The sequence below is a fragment of the Paenibacillus alginolyticus DSM 5050 = NBRC 15375 genome (assembly GCF_000422905.1).
In the GTDB taxonomy this organism is placed as follows: Bacteria; Bacillota; Bacilli; order Paenibacillales; family NBRC-103111; genus Paenibacillus_E; species Paenibacillus_E alginolyticus.
The window spans coordinates 1-19,540 of sequence record NZ_AUGY01000098.1 but is presented as its reverse complement, the minus strand read 5'-3'; the positions used below and the strand labels follow the sequence as shown (position 1 = coordinate 19,540).

General features: G+C 47.7%; 18 protein-coding genes. 14 read left to right on the top strand and 4 right to left on the bottom strand.

The window, feature by feature from the left end:
* Position 1: 1 nt before the first annotated feature.
* The 10 genes from G519_RS0131355 to G519_RS0131310 all read left to right on the top strand — a co-directional run bounded on the left by G519_RS0131355 (position 2) and on the right by G519_RS0131310 (position 12,357).
* A complete protein-coding gene (locus G519_RS0131355) occupies positions 2–1,282 on the top strand; it encodes a Zn-dependent hydrolase (protein ID WP_029198019.1) in 1,281 nt (426 codons plus the stop codon).
* Positions 1,269–2,513: a pyridoxal-phosphate-dependent aminotransferase family protein gene (locus G519_RS0131350; RefSeq protein ID WP_029198018.1), complete on the top strand. Its 1,245-nt coding sequence runs from the start codon at positions 1,269–1,271 to the stop codon at positions 2,511–2,513. Before G519_RS0131355 ends, G519_RS0131350 begins: the two co-directional genes overlap by 14 nt.
* Positions 2,507–4,102: a gamma-glutamyltransferase gene (gene ggt / locus G519_RS0131345; protein ID WP_029198017.1), complete on the top strand. Its 1,596-nt coding sequence runs from the start codon at positions 2,507–2,509 to the stop codon at positions 4,100–4,102. Before G519_RS0131350 ends, ggt begins: the two co-directional genes overlap by 7 nt.
* A 34-nt stretch (positions 4,103–4,136) precedes the next feature.
* Positions 4,137–5,126: an XdhC family protein gene (locus G519_RS45425; RefSeq protein WP_051253850.1), complete on the top strand. Its 990-nt coding sequence runs from the start codon at positions 4,137–4,139 to the stop codon at positions 5,124–5,126.
* The gene (locus G519_RS0131335; protein ID WP_029198016.1) at positions 5,120–5,767 is read left to right on the top strand and encodes a nucleotidyltransferase family protein; all 648 of its coding nucleotides are present in this window, start codon (positions 5,120–5,122) and stop codon (positions 5,765–5,767) included. Before G519_RS45425 ends, G519_RS0131335 begins: the two co-directional genes overlap by 7 nt.
* A gap of 670 nt (positions 5,768–6,437) precedes the next feature.
* Complete coding sequence (locus G519_RS0131330) at positions 6,438–7,358, top strand: FAD binding domain-containing protein (RefSeq protein ID WP_029198015.1); 921 nt, start codon at positions 6,438–6,440, stop codon at positions 7,356–7,358.
* Positions 7,342–9,726 (top strand): xanthine dehydrogenase subunit D, encoded by a 2,385-nt coding sequence (gene pucD / locus G519_RS45420; RefSeq protein ID WP_036634457.1) that lies wholly within the window; start codon positions 7,342–7,344, stop codon positions 9,724–9,726. The genes G519_RS0131330 and pucD overlap by 17 nt, the downstream gene beginning before the upstream one ends.
* A complete protein-coding gene (locus G519_RS0131320; RefSeq protein WP_029198014.1) occupies positions 9,719–10,204 on the top strand; it encodes a (2Fe-2S)-binding protein in 486 nt (161 codons plus the stop codon). The genes pucD and G519_RS0131320 overlap by 8 nt, the downstream gene beginning before the upstream one ends.
* An 8-nt stretch (positions 10,205–10,212) precedes the next feature.
* Positions 10,213–11,358 carry a BMP family ABC transporter substrate-binding protein gene (locus G519_RS0131315; RefSeq protein WP_029198013.1) on the top strand — a complete coding sequence of 382 codons (1,146 nt, stop codon included), beginning with the start codon at positions 10,213–10,215 and terminating at the stop codon, positions 11,356–11,358.
* 21 nt (positions 11,359–11,379) lie between these two features.
* A complete protein-coding gene (locus tag G519_RS0131310) occupies positions 11,380–12,357 on the top strand; it encodes an aromatic ring-hydroxylating dioxygenase subunit alpha (protein ID WP_029198012.1) in 978 nt (325 codons plus the stop codon).
* Between the two features lie 187 nt (positions 12,358–12,544).
* Here G519_RS0131310 and sda read toward each other — a convergent pair whose 3' ends face one another.
* From sda to G519_RS0131295, 3 genes are all read right to left on the bottom strand, one after another.
* Complete coding sequence (gene sda / locus G519_RS53755; protein ID WP_029198011.1) at positions 12,545–12,724, bottom strand: sporulation histidine kinase inhibitor Sda; 180 nt, start codon at positions 12,722–12,724, stop codon at positions 12,545–12,547.
* Positions 12,725–12,737: 13 nt separating this feature from the next.
* Entirely contained in the window at positions 12,738–13,175 is a 438-nt protein-coding gene (locus G519_RS0131300; RefSeq protein ID WP_029198010.1) for a hypothetical protein, read from the bottom strand.
* A gap of 249 nt (positions 13,176–13,424) precedes the next feature.
* On the bottom strand, positions 13,425–13,625 hold the full coding sequence (locus tag G519_RS0131295; protein ID WP_029198009.1) for a hypothetical protein: 201 nt from the start codon (positions 13,623–13,625) through the stop codon (positions 13,425–13,427).
* Between the two features lie 76 nt (positions 13,626–13,701).
* Here G519_RS0131295 and G519_RS0131290 point away from each other — a divergent pair, with 76 nt between their 5' ends.
* From G519_RS0131290 to G519_RS0131275, 4 genes are all read left to right on the top strand, one after another.
* Complete coding sequence (locus G519_RS0131290) at positions 13,702–16,026, top strand: sensor histidine kinase (protein WP_029198008.1); 2,325 nt, start codon at positions 13,702–13,704, stop codon at positions 16,024–16,026.
* Complete coding sequence (locus G519_RS0131285) at positions 16,023–16,661, top strand: response regulator transcription factor (protein ID WP_029198007.1); 639 nt, start codon at positions 16,023–16,025, stop codon at positions 16,659–16,661. Before G519_RS0131290 ends, G519_RS0131285 begins: the two co-directional genes overlap by 4 nt.
* Positions 16,662–16,671: 10 nt before the next feature.
* The gene (locus G519_RS0131280; protein WP_036634454.1) at positions 16,672–17,592 is read left to right on the top strand and encodes a polyprenyl synthetase family protein; all 921 of its coding nucleotides are present in this window, start codon (positions 16,672–16,674) and stop codon (positions 17,590–17,592) included.
* A 172-nt stretch (positions 17,593–17,764) separates the two neighbouring features.
* Positions 17,765–19,228, top strand: coding sequence for a catalase (locus tag G519_RS0131275; RefSeq protein ID WP_029198005.1), 1,464 nt, complete (start codon positions 17,765–17,767; stop codon positions 19,226–19,228).
* A 28-nt stretch (positions 19,229–19,256) separates the two neighbouring features.
* On the opposite strand, the gene G519_RS45415 is transcribed toward G519_RS0131275, so the two are convergent.
* On the bottom strand, positions 19,257–19,540 hold a 284-nt coding region (locus G519_RS45415; RefSeq protein ID WP_244280199.1), incomplete at its 5' end, for a transposase.

Here is a 19,540-nt window from a genome sequence, read left to right as displayed (position 1 = left end):
GATGACACCGAACTCGCTAGATTTGTTGTCTCAATACGCCGAGCAGATGCTCGATGTACTGGAGTGGCTTTCGTCTTATGGGGCTGAATCAGCGGGGGGAGTCACTCGTTTGCTGTATACGCAGCCATGGCTGCAGGCGCAGCAGGCTCTTACCCAAAAAATGCAGCAGTTGGGGCTGGAAGCAGGCTTCGATGCAGTCGGTAATGTTTTCGGAAAATTGCAAGGAAGTAACCAAGCTTTGGAATCGGTACTCACAGGTTCTCATGTAGACACGGTGAAAAACGGCGGTAAATACGATGGGGCTTACGGCGTAGTTGCCTCCATGATGGCACTTGGTTATTTGAAGGCGGTTTATGGGACGCCGAGGCGAACTCTTGAAGTGGTTTCATTCTGTGAAGAAGAGGGAAGTCGCTTCCCGCTAGCGTACTGGGGCTCTGGACATGTGACCGGTGTGAGGTCGATGGCTGGAGCTTCGGGAATTGCTGATCTTGAAGGTGTGACTCTGCTTGAGGCGATGCGGCAAGCTGGATTCGACACGGCAAGTGTAAATGAACACCCTGCTAAGCGCGAAGATATAGGCGCGTATATTGAGATTCATATCGAGCAAGGCTTTGTTCTGGAGTATAAGCAGAAACAGATCGGTGTAGTAACAGCTATCGTCGGTCAAATTAGGTTGACCGTAGTGGTAAAGGGTACCTCTAATCATGCTGGGACGACTCCGATGACGATGCGAAAAGATGCACTTGCAGGAGCTGCGGAAATGGTGGCTCTGACAGAGCAGATGGCGCTGGAGGAAGCGGAACCGCTTGTAGCTACTGTTGGCCGTTTGGAAGTGAAGCGGGGAACATCCAATGTGGTACCGGGGGAAGTTGAATTTACGCTGGATATTCGGCATACTGACGAGTGGAAGATGGATGCTTTTCGCGCGAGATTGCTAGCTGAGTTTGAAGTAATCGCTGAGCGAAGAGATCTTCAAATAGATACAATTGAACATTTACACGCTTCGCCTGTGGCTATGCTTGAAGGGATTTCGGCTGAAATTGAAGCTGCCTGTGATGCCCATGGATTTGAGAGTATGCGGCTGCCAAGCGGGGCAGGGCATGATGCTCAGCTGTTCGGGCCGATATGTCCGACAGCGATGATATTCGTTCCAAGTCGGGCTGGCATTAGCCACAGTCCTGATGAGTTTACGGAACCGGCCGATTTGGTCGCAGGGTTCCAAGTGCTAGTACATGTGTTATACCAATATGGCTATGGGGGGAAAGTAGATGAAATCTTATAAAGACTTGTCGCCCTCGCTGCGAACGATTATGACCCCTGGACCCGTCGAGGTCGACCCGCGGGTTCTGCGGGCGATGTCTTATCCGATTCTGGGACAATTCGATCCTGAATTCACTGAATTGATGAATGAAACGATGGAAATGCTTCGCGATGTATTTCAAACAAGAAATCAATGGGCTTTTCCGATAGATGGCACCTCGCGTTCAGGAATAGAAGCTGTTCTAGTAAGTGTGATTGAACCGGGGGACAAGGTGCTTGTTCCGATCTATGGCCGCTTCGGCAATCTGCTTGTCGAAATCTCGGAACGCTGCGGTGCAGAGGTTGTCCTGCTGGAGAGAGAATGGGGCACGGTGTTCGATCCAGAGGAAATCATCGCTGCCATACACCAGGAAAAACCGAGCATCGTCGCGATCGTCCACGGCGAAACATCCACGGGTTGTATTCAACCATTTGATGGTATCGGAGCAGCCTGCCGTGAAGTGGATGCTCTGCTTGTTGTTGATGCCGTGGCTACGATTGGCGGAGTCCCGGTAAAAACAGACGAATGGCAGCTGGATGCTGTTATCGGCGGAACGCAAAAGTGTTTATCCGTCCCATCCGGGATGTCGCCAATCACCTATAACGAACGAGTCGAAGCCAAGGTGCTGCAGCGCAAAACGATTGAGCGGGGGCTACGTGAGAAAGGCTCGGCGGTGTCAGCTGGGAAGCCAGTCGCGAGCAACTATTTCGACCTCGGCCAGCTCCAGGATTACTGGAGTCCGAAACGGCTCAATCATCATACAGAGGCAACTTCGATGCTGTACGCTTTGCGCGAGGGCTTGCGAATTGTCCTGCAGGAAGGTCTAGAAAATCGATACCGTCGTCATCAACGTCATGAGGCTGCGTTAGTTGCAGGCCTTCGAGCAATGGGCTTATCGCTATATGGAAATCCAGAATGTAAGCTGACCGTTGTGACTTGCATCTGTATTCCAGACGGAATCGCTGGCGAATCTGTGCGCTCGATGCTGTTAAACAGCTTCGGCATTGAAATCGCCAGTTCTTTCGGGCCATTGAAGGGTCAAATTTGGCGAATCGGCACGATGGGCTTTAGCTGTAATCAAAAAAACGTGCTCCATGTGCTCGGTGCACTGGAAGCAGTTCTCCTATGGCACGGCGCCGATATTACAGTCGGTAAGGCTTTGCAAGCAGCATTAACGTTATATGCTCGGAAAGAGGAGGAGCTGCCATGTTAAACATCATGCCGCGAGCCGAGCGTGCCATGATTGCTACGCCTCATTATTTGGCTACCAGTGTGGGGAGTGCCATTTTGCAGCAGGGAGGCAATGCGTTTGATAGCGCGATTGCGATCAGTGCGACGCTGGGAGTCGTCTATCCGCATATGACTGGGCTTGGCGGTGATGCCTTTTTCCTCATGCACGACGCTGCGACGGGCACCTTTACGGGCTTTAATGGAAGCGGAAAGTCGGCTTCGCAGGCAACGCCTGATTTTTATAAAGATAAAGGGTTAAATACGATTCCCCAAAGAGGAATTCTAAGCGCGATAACCGTTCCGGGGATGGTGGATGCTTGGTGGCAGGTATGGGAGAAGTACGGGAAGCTGCCGTGGGAAAAACTGCTGGATCCAGCGATTGCTTATGCGGAAAAGGGTTTTCCTATCTCGCGTAATTTGCTTTTTTGGATGCGCAAGGATGAGGCTTTTATTCGGGCTTCTGAGCAGCTGAGTGCCCTATATATGGCGAACGGCGAGCTTTTGAAGGAAGGGGATCGACTTGTTCAAAAAGATATGGCCCATACGCTAAGAACAATTCAATGTGAAGGTAGAGACGCCTTTTATAAGGGTACCTTGATGCAGACGGTTATTGATAGCATTCAGCGGGATGGCGGATTGCTGCAGGAAGATGATTTCCGTACTTTTTCGGGAGAATGGGTGGAATTGCTTTCGACAACCTACCGTGGGTATGACATTTATCAAATGCCGCCGAACTCACAAGGATTCACAGCGCTCATGATGATGAATATGCTGGAAAATATAGAGGTTAGTGCGGTTCCGCGGGCCTCCGCGAATTTCTATCATTTGATGTCAGAAGTGATCAAAAAGGCGTTCAAAGACCGTGATCTTTACTTGACGGATCCCCATTTTCGGGAAATTCCGCTGGAGCGTTTGCTTTCAAAAGCCTATGCGGCGGAGCTCTGGAATGAGATTCAAGCGGAGCCGCTCAGGGTGAGTGAACATCTGTCACCAGCGATCGGGCAGGATACGGCCTATGCGGCTGTTGTTGATGATGAAGGGAATTCAGTCTCGTTTATACAAAGCTTATATTTCGACTTCGGTGCTGCTTATGTACCGGGCGATACGGGCATTATTATGCAAAATCGGGGTTCTTTTTTCTCACTGGATCCCGCATGCGCGAACGTTCTAGAGCCCAATAAAAGGTCATTTCATACGTTAATGCCTGCTATGGTGAGCAAAGAGGGGAAGCCTTATATGCTTTTCGGCACACAAGGCGGAGAAGGTCAGCCGCAAACACAGCTTTCCATACTGACAGGCGTGCTGGATTATGGTTTGTCCATTCAAGAAGCCATATCGCTACCGCGTTGGGTATATGGCCGTACGTGGGGGGAAGATGGCGATGCGCTTAAGCTAGAGCACCGTCTGGATGGCGATGTGTATGCACGTTTGAAAAGGTGGGGACATCGTGTTGAACCCGTGAACCCTTGGGATGGGATTATGGGGCAAGCGCAGGGTATTGTGATTGATGAGAAAGGTTTCATGAGCGGTGCTGCAGATCCTCGGGGTGACGGTTTAGCGATCGGTTGGTAGAGGTTAAATCCATAAAGCGAGGTGCGATGGCGTGATGGAGGCTTATGACATTTTGCAAGCGGTGGAGAGTAATGCGCAGGCGCGTGTATTAGCGACAGTTATTCATGTGGAAGGCCATGCTTATCGCAAGCAGGGAGCAGTTATGCTGCTGATGGCGGATGAAAGCTCGCTGGGCAGTATTTCTCCCGGTTGTTTGGAAGCGGATCTATCCGCATACGTAACTGCTGTATGGGAGTCGCAAAAACCGCAAATGGTGGAGTACGACATGAGACCGGCTGACGATTTCGGGTGGGGTGCAACGATTGGGTGCGGCGGGTTGATTCGTATCCTTCTGGAGCCTGTTTCCGGGGAGCTGCTTGTCAATCTGTTGGTAGTGAAAGCCAGCTTGGATCGCGGGGAGGCCGTACGGTTACTTCGCTCATTCTCGGATGGGTATTCGAATATTACGTATACGTTGTGTGATCCTGATGAGGGAGCGCCTTCAGACCGACAAGCTGTGTACGCCTCATTGTTTACGCCGAAGCCGAGGGTTATTGTGTTTGGGGCGAATCCCGATGCGATGCCGCTTGCTCAGATGGCGGCAAGTGTTGGGTTTCGCGTGGTGGTAGCGGACTGGCGGGAGGCTTTCTGCAATGTGGAGCGTTTTCCGGGGGCTGAGACGGTCGTGGCTTTTCCAGAGCAATTGGTGGAACAACTAAAGCTAAATGCGCAGGATTATGTCATCGTCATGAGTCACCAGTTTGAGAAGGATTCAGCTTTTGTGAGGGGAGCAATGGAGTCAAGCCTGCGCTACCTGGGTATCATGGGTTCGAGGGATCGAACGGAGAAGATGCTTGAAGGACTGGAGCGGCCGGATTGTCTGCATTATCCCGTTGGTTTAAAAATTGGCTCGGAAGGTCCTGTTGAAAATGCAGTCAGCATAGTTGCTGAGCTGATACGTATGAAGCGTGGTGTTCGCACGACTGGAGAGTGGGCCTCCTCTGCAGCCATGAGGCGAGATATCCAAAGCTGCCGCCTATGGTGAGTACTAGGAAGAAAAAGATCGTTGGCGTGTACTTGGCGGCAGGCAGCAGCAGGCGGATGGGGACAGCGAAGCAATCGTTAGAATTGACTGAAGGTGTTCGGCTTGGCGGGGTTGCATTGCTGCAAGCTCTTCATTCCGAACTGCATAGTGTGGTTGTAGTCGTGCGTGTTGGTGATTCCTTAGATTGGTTGCCGGAAAAAGCTCGCATGCACATGTTAATAGGCAGATGCTGTATTGAGAAATGTGAGGATGCTCAAAGCGGGATGGCGCACTCGCTGCGCACGGGGATCCAGGCGGCAGAAGAGTTGGGTGCAGATGGCATCTTAGTCTTGTTGGCGGATCAGCCTTTCGTAGATGGTCAGATGCTGTTTCGCCTTATGAATGCGTTTAATAAGGAAGCGGGCTACGATTATATCGCCAGCGGGGATAAGGGGATGCCGAAGCCTCCTGTTATTTTGGGGCGAGGGATGTGGCCAGCGGCTGCTGCCTTGGAAGGAGATGCCGGAGCGCGTTCCTTGTTTCACTTGCCAGCATACCGTGGTCAAATTGTGGAAGAGGAAAATCCGTTGAAATTTATGGATGTTGACACATTGGATGGCTATGAACAGGCGAAAAAAATATTTACGCACCAATATATGTGAACTTAAATAACATAAAAGATGGAATGAGTGCATTATTACTAATAATGCGCTATTTTTTTATACAAAAACACAAATTAATGTCAAGTAAGTTGACGCAGTTTTTGAAAATTGTTTATAGTATATCTAATTTATATGCGGATGGTTTTTGAGAAACGGTGGTTGTGAGAAGCAGACGGTGTTTCCTAAGGTGAACCTAGGAAAATGAATCTGAGAAATGAACCATGAATCCATGGAACCCATGGACCCATGGAACTCATGAACCTATGGAAACCATGGAACCCATGGAACCCATGGAACCCATGATAGAACTTCCTTGAGGAACGTGGATGCGCTATTTGCCCAAAAAACGTTCGAATTCATGAGGAGAAGGAACGACGATTCGCTATTTCGTTGTTTTTGCCTCAGGAGAGCTCGAATTTACTCAAATAAGACAATCTCGTTCCGCTAATTCAAATTAGAGGGGCGTTGTTCCCGAAATAGAGGCTTGTCGTTCCTCAAAAGCAGGTAGTTCCGATGAAAGTTGCAGTAACGGTGACGAAGTAAGTATTCTTGGAAAACTCAATAAGTAAGTAAGTAAGTAAGTAAGTAAGTAAGTAAGTAAGTATTCTCTGAAAGAGCAGTAACGATTACGAAGTAATTATTTGTAAAAAAACGCTAAGGAGGGTTGTTCATGTCAGTTCCTTTGTATCAGCTGCCAGAGCAGCAGCCTTCAGTATGGCAGCCAACGAGCGTAGAGGAAGCCATGCGTATGAAGCATAAATGGGGAGATGATTCGGTACTCATTGCTGGGGGAACCTGGCTGCGTACTCGTTGGGAAAACGGTCATTCACCGCTCCCGCAGCATCTCATTAGCCTTGGAAATATCTCCTCTCTCTCGGGATTAACCGTCGATTCTCTAGGGCGAATTCATATAGGGCCTGCTCTTTGTTTAGCTGATTTGATGAAAAATGAGCTGGTTAGACAACGCTGCGGGCTCCTAGTGCAAGCCTGCTCGGAGATCGCAGCACCCTCTGTACGGAATTTAGCCTCAATCGGAGGCAACGTAATGTCACGAACGGGGGATCTCATTCCTGTATTGCTTGTCATGGATGCTCAAATCATTTGCTCGGATGGGCAGAATGAACGGTCAATCGCGCTGACGGAGTGGCTAGGTAGTCCGATTTCGAGCCAGAACGAGGTGATGACAGGGATCGTAGTACCAACGGCAGCTCAGATGAATGCGGAAGAGGGAAGCAGCTACGAATTTTATCTAAAGGTGGGACGCAGAGAAGCGTTCACCCCATCGGTTGTAACGGTAGCTGGGAGGCTAGCGCTAGGTACGGATGGAACCCTCGCAAGTATTGCATTAGCTGCGGGTGGAGGTAGTGCTGTTCCAGCAAGGTTCAAGGATTTGGAGGCCGCTGCCATGGGTCAGCCTTTATCCAAGGAGCTTCTGAAGTATCTGCATAAGGGAGTGTTCGCGGAATTCGATGCTGTAGCTGATGATTATGCCGGTGTGACTTATCGCAAGCAGACGGCGGCGAATCTCATCGTTTCTGAATGCTATAAAGCGTGGCAAAAAGGGGGCGGAGCGGATGCTCCTAGGTCGTGATACGTATGGAAAAAAGTGGATTATCCGACCTGACGGTGAAGAGAAGGTAACCGGAAAGCTCCGATATCTCACGGATTTAACTGCACCCGGCATGCTGCATGGGAAGGTGCTTCGCAGTCGTTACCCCCATGCCTGGATTCTTTCCATCGATATAAGCAAGGCAATAATGATTCCGGGTGTGCGCGTCGTGGTAACGGCAGAGGATGTGCCCGGTATGAATTTATTCGGCATTGCCTTCCCGCATCAGCCTGTATTCTGTCATGATCGGGTTCGTTACATTGGTGATGCGTTGGCTGCTGTAGCTGCGGATACGGAAGAGATCGCTGAATATGCGCTCAGCCTGATTGAGGTGGATTACGAGCCGTTGCCTGTTGTAGATGATCCAGAAACGGCGCTAGACGCTGGCGCTATTAGGCTGCATCCTGATGGGAATCTGCTGCACCGAACCAGTTTGAAGCATGGGGAGACGGAAACGGCGTTCGAGGGGTGTGCGCATATTGCCCAGGAGACGTATTATACGCCTCGTCAAATGCACACCTACATGGAAACAGAGGGCGGCTTATTTATCCCAGAGGATAATGGCCGATTGACGGTTTACTCGCCGACGCAGCATGGTTATAAGGATCGGATGCAGCTGTCAAGGATACTAGCGATGGATGAGGAGCAAATTCGGGTCGTATCCAGTCCGATTGGCGGATCATTCGGCGGTAAGGATGAGCTCAATGTGCAGCCCTTCGGTGCCCTGATGGCATTGAAGACGGGATCTCCGATCAAGATGCACAATTCGCGGCGTGAATCAGTCATATCTGGTATCAAACGGCATCCGATGCGGATACAGATGAAGACCGGCGTAGATCAAGAGGGACGCCTCATCGCGCATCAAGTCAGCATCCTTGCTGATACAGGCGCCTATGCGACCTTGGGTTGTGAGGTTTTGAATTTTGCAACGGAACATGCGATAGGACCTTATAACATTCCAAACATAGATGTTCAGGGTACGAGTGTTTATACGAATAACGGCGTGTCCGGTGAGTTTCGGGGCTTTGGCGGCAATCAGGTGATTTTTGCCGTTGAGAGCCAAATCGAGCGGTTAGCTGAGAAGCTCGGTATGGACTCTTGGGAGCTGCGCAAGCTGAACTTGCGTGCTCCGGGTGACCCGGGGCCGATGGGGCAGCAGATTGTGCAAACCGAGGGTGCGGACCAAGTGTGGAGCAAGGTGAAGGAGTCGCCGCTATGGGCGAAGCGCGAGAAGCCGGAGCGGGGAGGCGATGGAGCGGTACAACAGGGCGATGGCGAGAAGCAGCAGGATCATACGGTGAGGCTGCAAGGTTTAGAGCAGAATCACAAGAGCGAAGATCAAGCCCCGTGGATCCGCCGAGGCGTCGGCGCAGCGATGGTGATGCACGGCGCCGGGCTCGGCCTAGGCATCCCGGATCACTCCGGCGGCCGCATCGAGCTTACGCCGGAGGGCAAGATCCAGGCCTCCTTCGGCTTCGAGGAGTTCGGGCAAGGGCTTTATGCAGCGCTCACGTTGATGCTGCAAGACTTTTTCGGCTGCACCGCCGAGGACGTCCGCATCGTCATCGGCGATACGGATCGCGTGCCGAGCAGCGGATCCAGCACCGCTTCACGCGCCACCACGATGATGTGGCGCGCCCTGCAGCGGCTGAAGCCGCCGTTCGTGCAGGCGCTGCTTCAGCAGGCGTCTGCACTCGTCGGCCTCGCAGCCGAAGAGCTGGCAACCGGCGCAGGCGGGATTCATCGCAAGGGCGATGAAGCGGGCAAGCCGGTTGTGACGTATGCGGAGTTGGCGGAGGCTGCGGAGGCAGTAGCCCAGCCGATCATCGCGCATACGGAGTTCGACTACCCGACGACGCCCGAAGGGCTGGTCGGGACTCATTATTTATACTCCTACGCGTCCGTCATCGTGGAAGTGGAAGTGAACATGCTGACGGGGCGGGTGAAGGTGCTGCAAACCGATCACGTCATTGCAGCAGGCCCTGTTATTAATCCGATGGGGTTCCTCGGGCAGATCGAGGGCGGCAGTGTGATGGCGCTGGGATACACGTTGACCGAGGATGCCGTCATGAAGGACAGCAATTACGTCCGGCATAATTTGGACACGTATCTGGTCCCAACCTTCAAGGACAGCCCTCCTACCATTCGGGTAGAAGCGATCGAAGATTTGCCCGAGGGGGATACATTTGGCCCGCGCGGGGTTGGCGAAATCGGTTCCGTCGGTTTGGCCCCGGCCATTACCGCAGCGGTTCGGCAAGCAACGGGGATTTGGGTAAATCGACTTCCGATTTCACCGGAAGACATCGTGCAGTCCATCGACTGGTTAGAAGGGGTGGAGGCCATTGATTAATACAACTTATGTGCTGGAATGTTCCATTAACGGTAAGGCTGTCGCAGTGCCGGTCCCTGCTTCCAAACGGATGTCGGATATCCTGCGCGATGACTTGCTTTTAACAGGAACCAAAGTTTCTTGTGAGATAGGACGCTGTGGCGCCTGCATGGTACTGCTTGATGGTAAACCCGTAAATTCTTGTCTGCTTATGGCTTATCAAGCGGCGGGTAAGGAAGTAACGACCATTGAGGGGATATCGGCAGGGGAAGAGCTGCATCCCGTTCAGCAAGCAATGCTTACGGAAGGAGGGCTGCAGTGCGGTTATTGTACCGCTGGTATGGTCGTTACGCTTACGGCTTTATGGGAAGAGAATCCTACCCCGACTAGGGCGGAGGCCGAAGAGGCACTGTGCGGCAATATATGCCGATGCACGGGCTATGAAGGCATTTTCAGAGCTGTAGAAAGATGTGGTTTGTCGATGAAAAGAGAGGGGTAGAAGCCATTATGACAAAAAAATGGATGTTTTCCTTAACAGCTATCTTACTTATGATCCTAACCGCTTGCTCTGGACAATCAACAACGACTAGCACCACGACTGCACCTAATGCGTCCCCTGCTTCAACCCCAGCTGGAAGTTCAACGCCACAAGCAGAGAAAAAGCTGCCTAGAGTAGCCTTTGTCTATATCGGAGTCCCAGGTGATGGAGGCTGGACCTACGAGCATGATCAAGGCCGTTTAATGTTGGAAAAAGAGCTCGGCATCAAAGCGACAACGGTTGAAAATATCCCTGAAGGTCCTGATGCGGAGCGTGTTTTTGAAGAGTTGGCACAGAAGAATGATATTATTTTCGGAACCTCCTTTGGTTATATGGATGCGATGTACAATGTAGCTCAAAAGCACCCGAAGGTCACATTCCTGCATTCAACTGGCTATAAAACACTGCCTAACCTAGGGACATACATTTGGCGCGAATACCAAAGTGCTTACCTCGTAGGTATGGCTGCCGGTAAAATGACCAAGAACAATCACATGGGTTATGTCGGCGCATTTCCAATTCCAGAAGTTATTTATACCATTAATGCTTTTACCCTTGGCGCACAAAGCGTTAATCCGGACATTGATGTGTCAGTGGTTTGGAGCAATACGTGGTTCGATCCAGCGACAGAGAAGCAAGCTGCGATTTCTTTGCTGGATAAAGGCGTTGATGTGCTGGCTGCGTACCAAGATTCGCCTGCAAGTATTCAAGCAGCAGCAGAACGTAAAGTTTGGGGGATTGGAAACGATTCGGACATGGGCCGCTTTGCGCCTGAGACGTATATTTCGAACCCGAAATGGAACTGGGGGCCTTACTATGTGCAGACGGTTAAAAGTGTCATGGACGGCACTTGGAAATCCAGCGCGTATTTTGGAAGCATGAAAGAAGGCATTACAGATATAGCTCCTCTAGGCAAAAATGTGCCAGCCGACGTTAAGGCCCTCGTTGAGAAGAAGAAACAAGAAATCTTGAACGGTACTTTCGACGTATTCCAAGGACCTATCGTGGACCAAGATGGCAAGACGCGTTATGAACAGGGGAAAAAGATGACGGACGAGGAGATTCTGGGCACAACCTGGTTTGTTAAGGGCATTAAAGGTGTTATTCCTAAATAAGCATGAAAGGATGTTAGGACGATGACGATACAAGATCTTGCTTTGATGGACGAGTGGCATCCGGTGTTGTTGTCGTCAGATCTGTTAGATAAGCCTGTGCCTGTCATCGTGTTAGGCGAAAAAGTGGCTGTATTCCGTACCTCGCAAGGCGTCCACGCCTTCAAGGACTTATGCATACATCGGGGAGTACCGTTATCGCTGGGCAAAGTGAAGGGGGATGAACTCGTCTGTGCTTACCACGGTTGGTCTTACAACGGCTGCGGTACTTGCACGCGAATTCCGTCTCTGCCTGCAGATCGAGCGATTCCCTCCAAGGCGAAAGCGTTCGTCTACGCATGTGTTGAGGCGCACGGTTTCATCTGGGTGAGCTTAGGGACACCGGTTCATTCTCTGCCAAAAGTGAGTGCGTTTATCCCTGACGGCTTCAAAGAAGTCATCATGGGACCCTATACGCTGCAAGCTGCAGGGCCTCGTATCATAGAGAACTTCCTCGACGTGTCCCACTTGATGTTTGTACATGAGGGTTTGTTGGGTGATAGTGATTTTGCCGAAATTGAGGATTATCAGGTTTATGAGGAGGATGGTGTCCTTACTTCAGAGGAAATCGTCGTTTATCAACCTGATCCGGACGGAACGGGGCGCGGCGTACATAGCCGATACGTATACGAGGTGTTCGGTCCGCTCTGTGTCGCTTTTACCAAAAGAGATCGCGATACGGATCACATTTTCCGTTTGTTCTTGATGGTGCTGCCGGAAACGGAGAAGACGAGCAAAGCGTTCATGTTGAAGCAGAGGAACTATGCTTATGAGGAACCTGACGAGGTTTTCGTTCAGTTCCAAGATCTGCTCATTGAGCAGGATCGTGAAATGGTCGAAAACCAGAAGCCCGAGCTGCTGCCGCTCGATCTTCAAGCGGAGCTGCATCTGAATACAGATCGCTTGAGCATCGCGTACCGCAAACGGCTTCGGGAACTGGGCGTCACCTTCGGGACGGCTTAGGGGTTGAATAAAGCGCTGCGGCGCATGAGAGAAGAACCGGAGTGGTTCTTCTCTCATGCGCCGCAGCATTTTTTGTTCGTAGATATGAAAGTATAAGTTTATACTTTTGCTTCGCATCTACCTTGACAAACGCGCTCGTCCCAGTGGGACGACGGAGTCGTTTATCCTTGCAATGGAGCTGGAACTTTTATTCGATCAATTCGTCTGCTGTTTTTTCGGATTCAAAATGATAAGTAGACAAATTATCGATGTTTAACTTCCGTTTTTGTATTTCTAGAAAGAGTGTATGTATAAATTCTTTATCAAGTTGCAGATCTATAGAACTTAAATATGCGGTGATGAGCCCTTGGGAACTAAGTGATTTCATTATGTTTTCCTCGTTATCTCTTTTTTCGGCTATTCTTCATTAGCGTCATTCTCCTGGAATGGCGCAGCCAAGAATAATAGGCTCGTAAGTCACGTAATTCCATGGTTTTGGACATAAATCCGAGGAAAGTGATGATAATCATTCTATGTACAGGCTTGCCTGTCAGATCCGTTTCATTCTCCATCTCCGTAAATTGCACAACCATTAGTAAATCATCGTCGATGACGTACACATCTTCTTCGTTGCGGTAGTAGGATGCTATTTTGCCGCTCTTCAGCTTATCCCACAAAAACTTGCATATATCCTCTATTTTTGTTTGTTCACCTTCCACACGAGAGATCCATCGACTATGGGCATGATGGGTGATGACAATATCGACGATTTTTTTATCAGCTAGTTCGATATAGAAGGGATCATAGGTACTCCATCGACTCATTATTTTATCTTTCATACCTTGAACTCCTTTCTTCTTATGCATAAAAAGAACCAAGTCTGTTTTTCTTCCATATATATACTTATTATCATAAAGTTAACTTGTAATTGAGGCATCACATAAATCATTTCACTGATATCAACCTTTTTTTTCATACTTGTGTAAAACATGCAAAAATAATTGCGTGAAGACGAAAAAAAGGATTGCATGATTAGCGAGAGGCTAATTATACAATCCTTTTTTAATTTGTTAAAATAATACTAGAAATCAAGTCCAATTACCATTAGATACTGTTAGTTCTTTCTCTCTAGTAATTGCAGTGTGACTAAAGGTTCTATCCAGTGCGGAAGACTCTTCTTTCGATAAGGATAGTTTAGCCATGGAAGTGCTTTCAACTTCGTGTGAATCGCCTTTTTTCAAGATATGCACGGCCCGATGTAACTGCGGGTTTAGCTGGATTGTAAGCATTGAGATCACCACCTTCCCAGACGAATGTACTACAAAAATATTATAGCAAATAAAATGGAACATGAAGGAGAAAAATATGACGAAAAGTAAATTTGTGGCAGGGTTGTTCGTGTCGATATTCGTCGCGTTGCAGATTTGGTGTTCGTCCCTTATATTTAATTTCCCCTATATCGGGATATATCTTGAATTAACTCCACAGCAACAATGGGTGATTAACGAGTTGGATAAGGAAAGCGCCAGCATGAAGCTAGACGTTAAAGTAGGGGATATCGTCAAACAAGTAGACGGCAAGCTTCCCGATGAATTCCCAGCCATTCAAAAATGGAGAATTATAGAGCAAGCTCATACGTTGTTGATTTCAAGAGACGGGCATGAGTACAAGGTAGAGGTTAACATCAACAGCACTACTGTCTACGATATGATTCCGCTAGTAGAGGAATTCGTGTGTCTGTTCATGGCGGCTCTCATTTTTATAAAAGTGCGCCGTTCTCCATCAGCTAGGCTGCTCTCGGCTGTATTTTTGACTATGGCTATCATTTATATGAGTCTAGGAGCTTCCGTGAGGGGAGATGTAATAGGGAAGATTGCAATTGCCAGCTTTATGATGGTTTTGCCGATTGTCTTTTATCATTTTTTGGCTGTCTTTTTCAAGGAAAAAGGTAATATGGAATTGTCGACGCGGATTTTGAAATATTTGTATTCGATTTCTGCAATTGGATTTGGTTTAAGATGCCTTTACATCTTTCCCTCGATGGCACACTCGATTCATTATTATGATGGATCAGCTACCTTGATTTTTTTTGTGATCGTATTTTTATTCAATATGTATATTTTAACCATTCTGTATAACAAAGTTCACAAAGAACAATCCTACATGTCTAGCATTATAAAAAGTGTATGGTTTTCATTGATGATCTCATTTTTACCGGTCATCTGCATCTCCTTTCTCCCTCAATTGATCACAGGAGATCGAATTATAGACGCTGTGTACACAAGCTGGATTATTTTATTTTTCCCCATTTCTTTTGCTTACTTGATCGCCTCCAACCAGTTGTATGATATAGGTCTTGTTGTCCGGCGCTTTTTATTCGCTGGTCTACTGGCAATTTTACCGGCCAGTCTGTTTACAGGGGCATATGCTTTCTTATTTCGCCATGTAGTGGACGAAAAGCAAATTCTGTTCATTTTTGTCGGGTTGATGCTCCTAGTTTCCACGGTGCTGTATGCAGCCGAATATTTGACAACGCGGCTTGAACCATTTTTGTTCCCAAGAAAATATGCCCTGCAATTTGCATTGAAGAAAATTTCCAAAAACCTTGGGACCATTTCCAGTTTTCGTGAGTTGAAAGAGATCATACTCGTCGATATTGTTAGTACACTTCAGGTGATGGGTGGAGCCATTGTGTTCCAGTATAAGAACGATACCGAGATCATTTACGAAGGGGAAATAGATACTTCAGAAGTTCAGCAGCTTGTCAACTCGTCATCCTTGCTCGATCATCCACTTTATACATGCATGGAGATGAATAGCCATGAAGAGTATACGAGCTATTTGATTATGACACGCAAAAAGACGAACACAATACTTGCGAAGGAAGAGAAGCAGTGGCTGCAGCTAATTACAACTTATTTGGAAGTTAGTTTGGAAAATGTCCACTTGATCCGCAAGTTAACAGCCAGGTTGCACCAATTTGCCTCCCAGCTTCCTAATGAAAACGCAGCGCAGGATATTCAATGGTTTCGTAAGGTGATGTTTGAACTTCAGGAAGAGGAACGAATTCGGATTGCTAGCGATCTTCATGATACGACGATGCAAGATCTTTTCTTTCTCAAAAGAAGAATATCCACTCTTGCAGATAAGTCAACGATACATCAAGAAGATCAGGTACAATTGAAAAATATGAATAATTTTGTGGACATGATCAATGCCAGTCTGCGGCAAAGCTGCTTTGAGCTAAATCCCCATTTGCTAAAAGAGGTAGGTTTGATTCAAACGCTGAAGATGTACTTGGAAAAGGAGTCATATACAACACCATTCGAGCTTGAATTTCAAACAGGAAATACTGCTGTCATCGAAACCAAAGATTTACATACGAAACGGCATATATTCCGAATCGTCCAAGAGCTGCTTAACAATGCAAAAAAGCATTCGCAGGCTTCTAAAGTTAAGTTCCATATCGTGGAAAAAGATTTTTGTTTCTGGCTAACTTATGAGGATGACGGGGTGGGATTTCATGATAGAAACGAAGTTCACCCGAAGATTGGCGCATCAGGCATGGGGATCGAACAAATGAGAAGCAGAGTCTTGCACGTGGGTGGACGATTCGAGCTCAACACACAAAAAGGAAACGGAACGAAGTTTATCATCACGATACCCACCGAGGAAGTGATTTCTGCATGATGGAAGTTGTTAAGACATTGGTTGTCGACGATCATCCTTTATTTGCGCGTGCGACCAAGACCTTATTAGAAGAGATCGATGGTATAAAAGTTATCGGCGTTGTCTCTAATGCCAAACAATGCTTGGAACAAGTGGAGCTGCATCAGCCAGGTCTCGTATTTCTAGATTATCAACTTCCTGATCTATCCGGCACAGAAGTCGCTGCTCAATTAAAGGACAAATATCCGAATATGCATATTGTTATTTTTACGGGAATCGATGTGACGGGCATCTTGAATAAATTAATCGAAATCAAAGTAAGCGGCGTTCTATCGAAGGAGTCGAGCGAACGAACGATTAAAAATATGGTGAATTGTATATTGGATGGCCATACGATGCTGCCGCTAACATTCTTTCACCAGATGCAATTAAGTGGGGAATCTACCAAGGATGATTGTGTGTTACTAGAGGAAGAAGTACTCATGATGAACATGTTGGTTAAGGGAGCGACTCACGATCAAATTGCGGAACGCATCTTTATGAGCAAGCGAACTGTCGATAATTACTTGCGCAAGATTTACGACAAATGGGGCGTCAAATCAAGAACAGAAGCACTCGAGAAGTTTATTAAAAGCAAATATTACACGCAGGCTTAGGGAGGAAATAATGCAGGATATCCAGCAGCATATGCATCGTGTTATTGATGACTATATTTATGTAGAAGATTTAAATACTCTGCTTAAATCTTTTGTAGATGACAAAGAGAAGGAAAACTGTACATGGTCTAAGATCACGATTTGCACGCACAAGATGTTAGGAGGAGACTCGCCTCACATTTATCGGCTTGCTGCGGTGACGGAGCTGGTCATTCTAACTTTGGATATTATGGATGATTTGCAGGATCAAGATCAAGGGAGTAAGCCATGGATGCAATGTCCACAAGCCATTACGTTGAATGCTGTTATGGCGCTGTTCATGGGATTTGTAGGTGAATTGGGGCAGTTGCAGGTCAAAGATTCGATGCTAGTCGAGGTAAGTAAAATCATTTCGAGATCGATTAATGGCCAACAAAAAGATGTAACCAATACGATATCAACCGTAGATGACTATCTGATGATGACGCAAGAGAAATCAGGTTCCTTATTCCGGCTTGCCTGTTTCATGGGCTATTCCTCTTTAGCATGTACGGAGGATACCATTGAGCAGATTCATCAATTAGCTGACTGTATTGGCCTTATTCATCAAATTCAAAATGATATGAGAGATTTAGTTCGGTTTGATGTGAAAAACGATTTGCTTGGTAAGAAACGAACGCTTCCTGTGTTGTATTTACTATCCATTGACGATGCGGCGTTCAGCCAATTGAAAGCCTACTATGAGGGTGAAATTACCGCAGACTTCCTGTTGGAAGAGAAAGAGGATTTTTTGCAAATGATTCATGATTCCGGCTGTATAGAATATGCCCGAATTGTCCAATCCGTGTGCATTCAAAAGGCGGAAGAGATTTACGGGAATTTGCAAGCCATCTCTCCATGGAGAGAAAGATTTAAGCAAGCTACGTACGGGGATTTTCTGGATGCGGAATAGGAGCCAAACGCGCTCTTTTGAGTTAGGCGGAACCATCAATCAAAGAAGAAGACGAAAGATAGGGTCATTGACAACTGTTCTCAATTAAAATAAAATAGGTATTACATAATAATTATTCTAATTAGAGAGAAGTGCAATTTTATCACAATCTAACCTATGAAGGAGAATGCAGATGTCCCATAACCACATAACTACGAACCAGGGTGCGCCTGTAGGCGATAACCAGAACTCACGGACAGCAGGCCAGAATGGCCCGACGCTATTGGAGGATTATCACTTATTAGAGAAGATTGCTCATTTTGATCGGGAACGTATTCCGGAGCGTGTGGTCCATGCGCGTGGAGCGGGAGCTTTTGGAACCTTTACGGTTGAGAATTCGATGAAACGATATACGAAAGCGGGCTTCCTAGCTGAAGCGGGCAAGGAAACGGCGGTATTCGTACGCTTTTCCACCGTTATTCACGGTCAAGGGTCACCTGAAACAGCGCGTGATCCCCGTGGATTCGCGGTTAAATTTTATACAGAAGAAGGTAATTACGATCTAGTCGGCAATAATCTTCCTGTTTTCTTTATCCGCGATGCGATGAAATTCCCTGATATGGTTCACTCCCTGAAGCCCGCGCCTGACACGAATGTTCAGACACCTGACCGTTACTGGGATTTCATGTCACTGACACCGGAATCTACGCATATGCTGACTTGGGTATTCTCGGACTACGGCACACCGGCGAATTACCGTGAAATGAATGGTTTCGGTGTTCATGCGTATAAATGGATCAATGCCGTGGGGAATTATGTTTATGTGAAATATCACTGGAAACCGCATCAAGGTGTTCGCAATTTGAGCAAAGCCGAAGCATCGGCGATTCAGGGCGAGGATTTCAGCCATGCGACAAGAGATTTGTACGACCACATCGATCGCGGCGAGTTCCCGAAATGGGATCTGCATGTGCAGCTGCTGCAGCCTGAGGATTTGGATAATTTCGATTTTGATCCGTTGGATCCAACAAAAGTGTGGCCAGAAGATCTTATTCCATTGCAAAAAGTAGGGACAATGACGTTAAACCGCAACGCACAGAACTTTTTTGCTGATGTGGAGCAAGCGGCTTTTGCGCCAAGCGTGTTGGTATCCGGGATTGAGCCTTCAGAAGATAAGCTGCTGCAAGGGCGACTTTTCTCCTATCCAGATACACAAAGACACCGTCTCGGTGCGAACTACTTGCAAATCCCGGTAAACTGTCCTTATGCAACCGTGCGAAATAATCAGCGCGATGGCGCTATGCAAATGAGGCCGCAGCCTGGCAGTGTGAATTATGAGCCGACTCGTCATGCCGATGCACCGAAAGAAGCGCCTGAATTCCGCGACAGCACAGCACCCATCCATGGATCCGCTGGTAGACAAAAAATCGCAAAAACCAATGATTTCGCACAAGCCGGAGACACATTCCGTAGCTTCAGCGAGCAGGAGCAAGCGAACTTTATTTCGAATCTGGTAGGCGACCTTTCGTCTGTTCACGAGAAATCCAAATTGCTGGCAATTTGCAACTTCTACAGAGCAGATAGAAGGCTGGGAGAAAGCTTGGCAGCAGGCTTGAACGTGGATATTTCGGGTTACTTACAACATTTGAACCGCTAATGGCCATCATAAATAAAATAAAATTTGATTATCCAACTAGCTCAGGATAGGTAATCGTCGTAGACGATAGGCAACAATGAACTAACCTATTGAATAACTCGCTTTTGACCTCACGGCGGTTGAATCGATAGCAAAACTCATCGAGATATGCTTGTAGGTGCTTAGGATCTAAGCCGTGGTAGGTACCACCAATAAAAGCTTTCGCATTAGAGATGATCGTATGAAGCCACTTTAGATGATCTGGATTTTCTTTCAGGTCGTACTTTTTGGCTTCATGGTGGAAGCCATTTTTGGCCAAAGCTTGATAAGAAC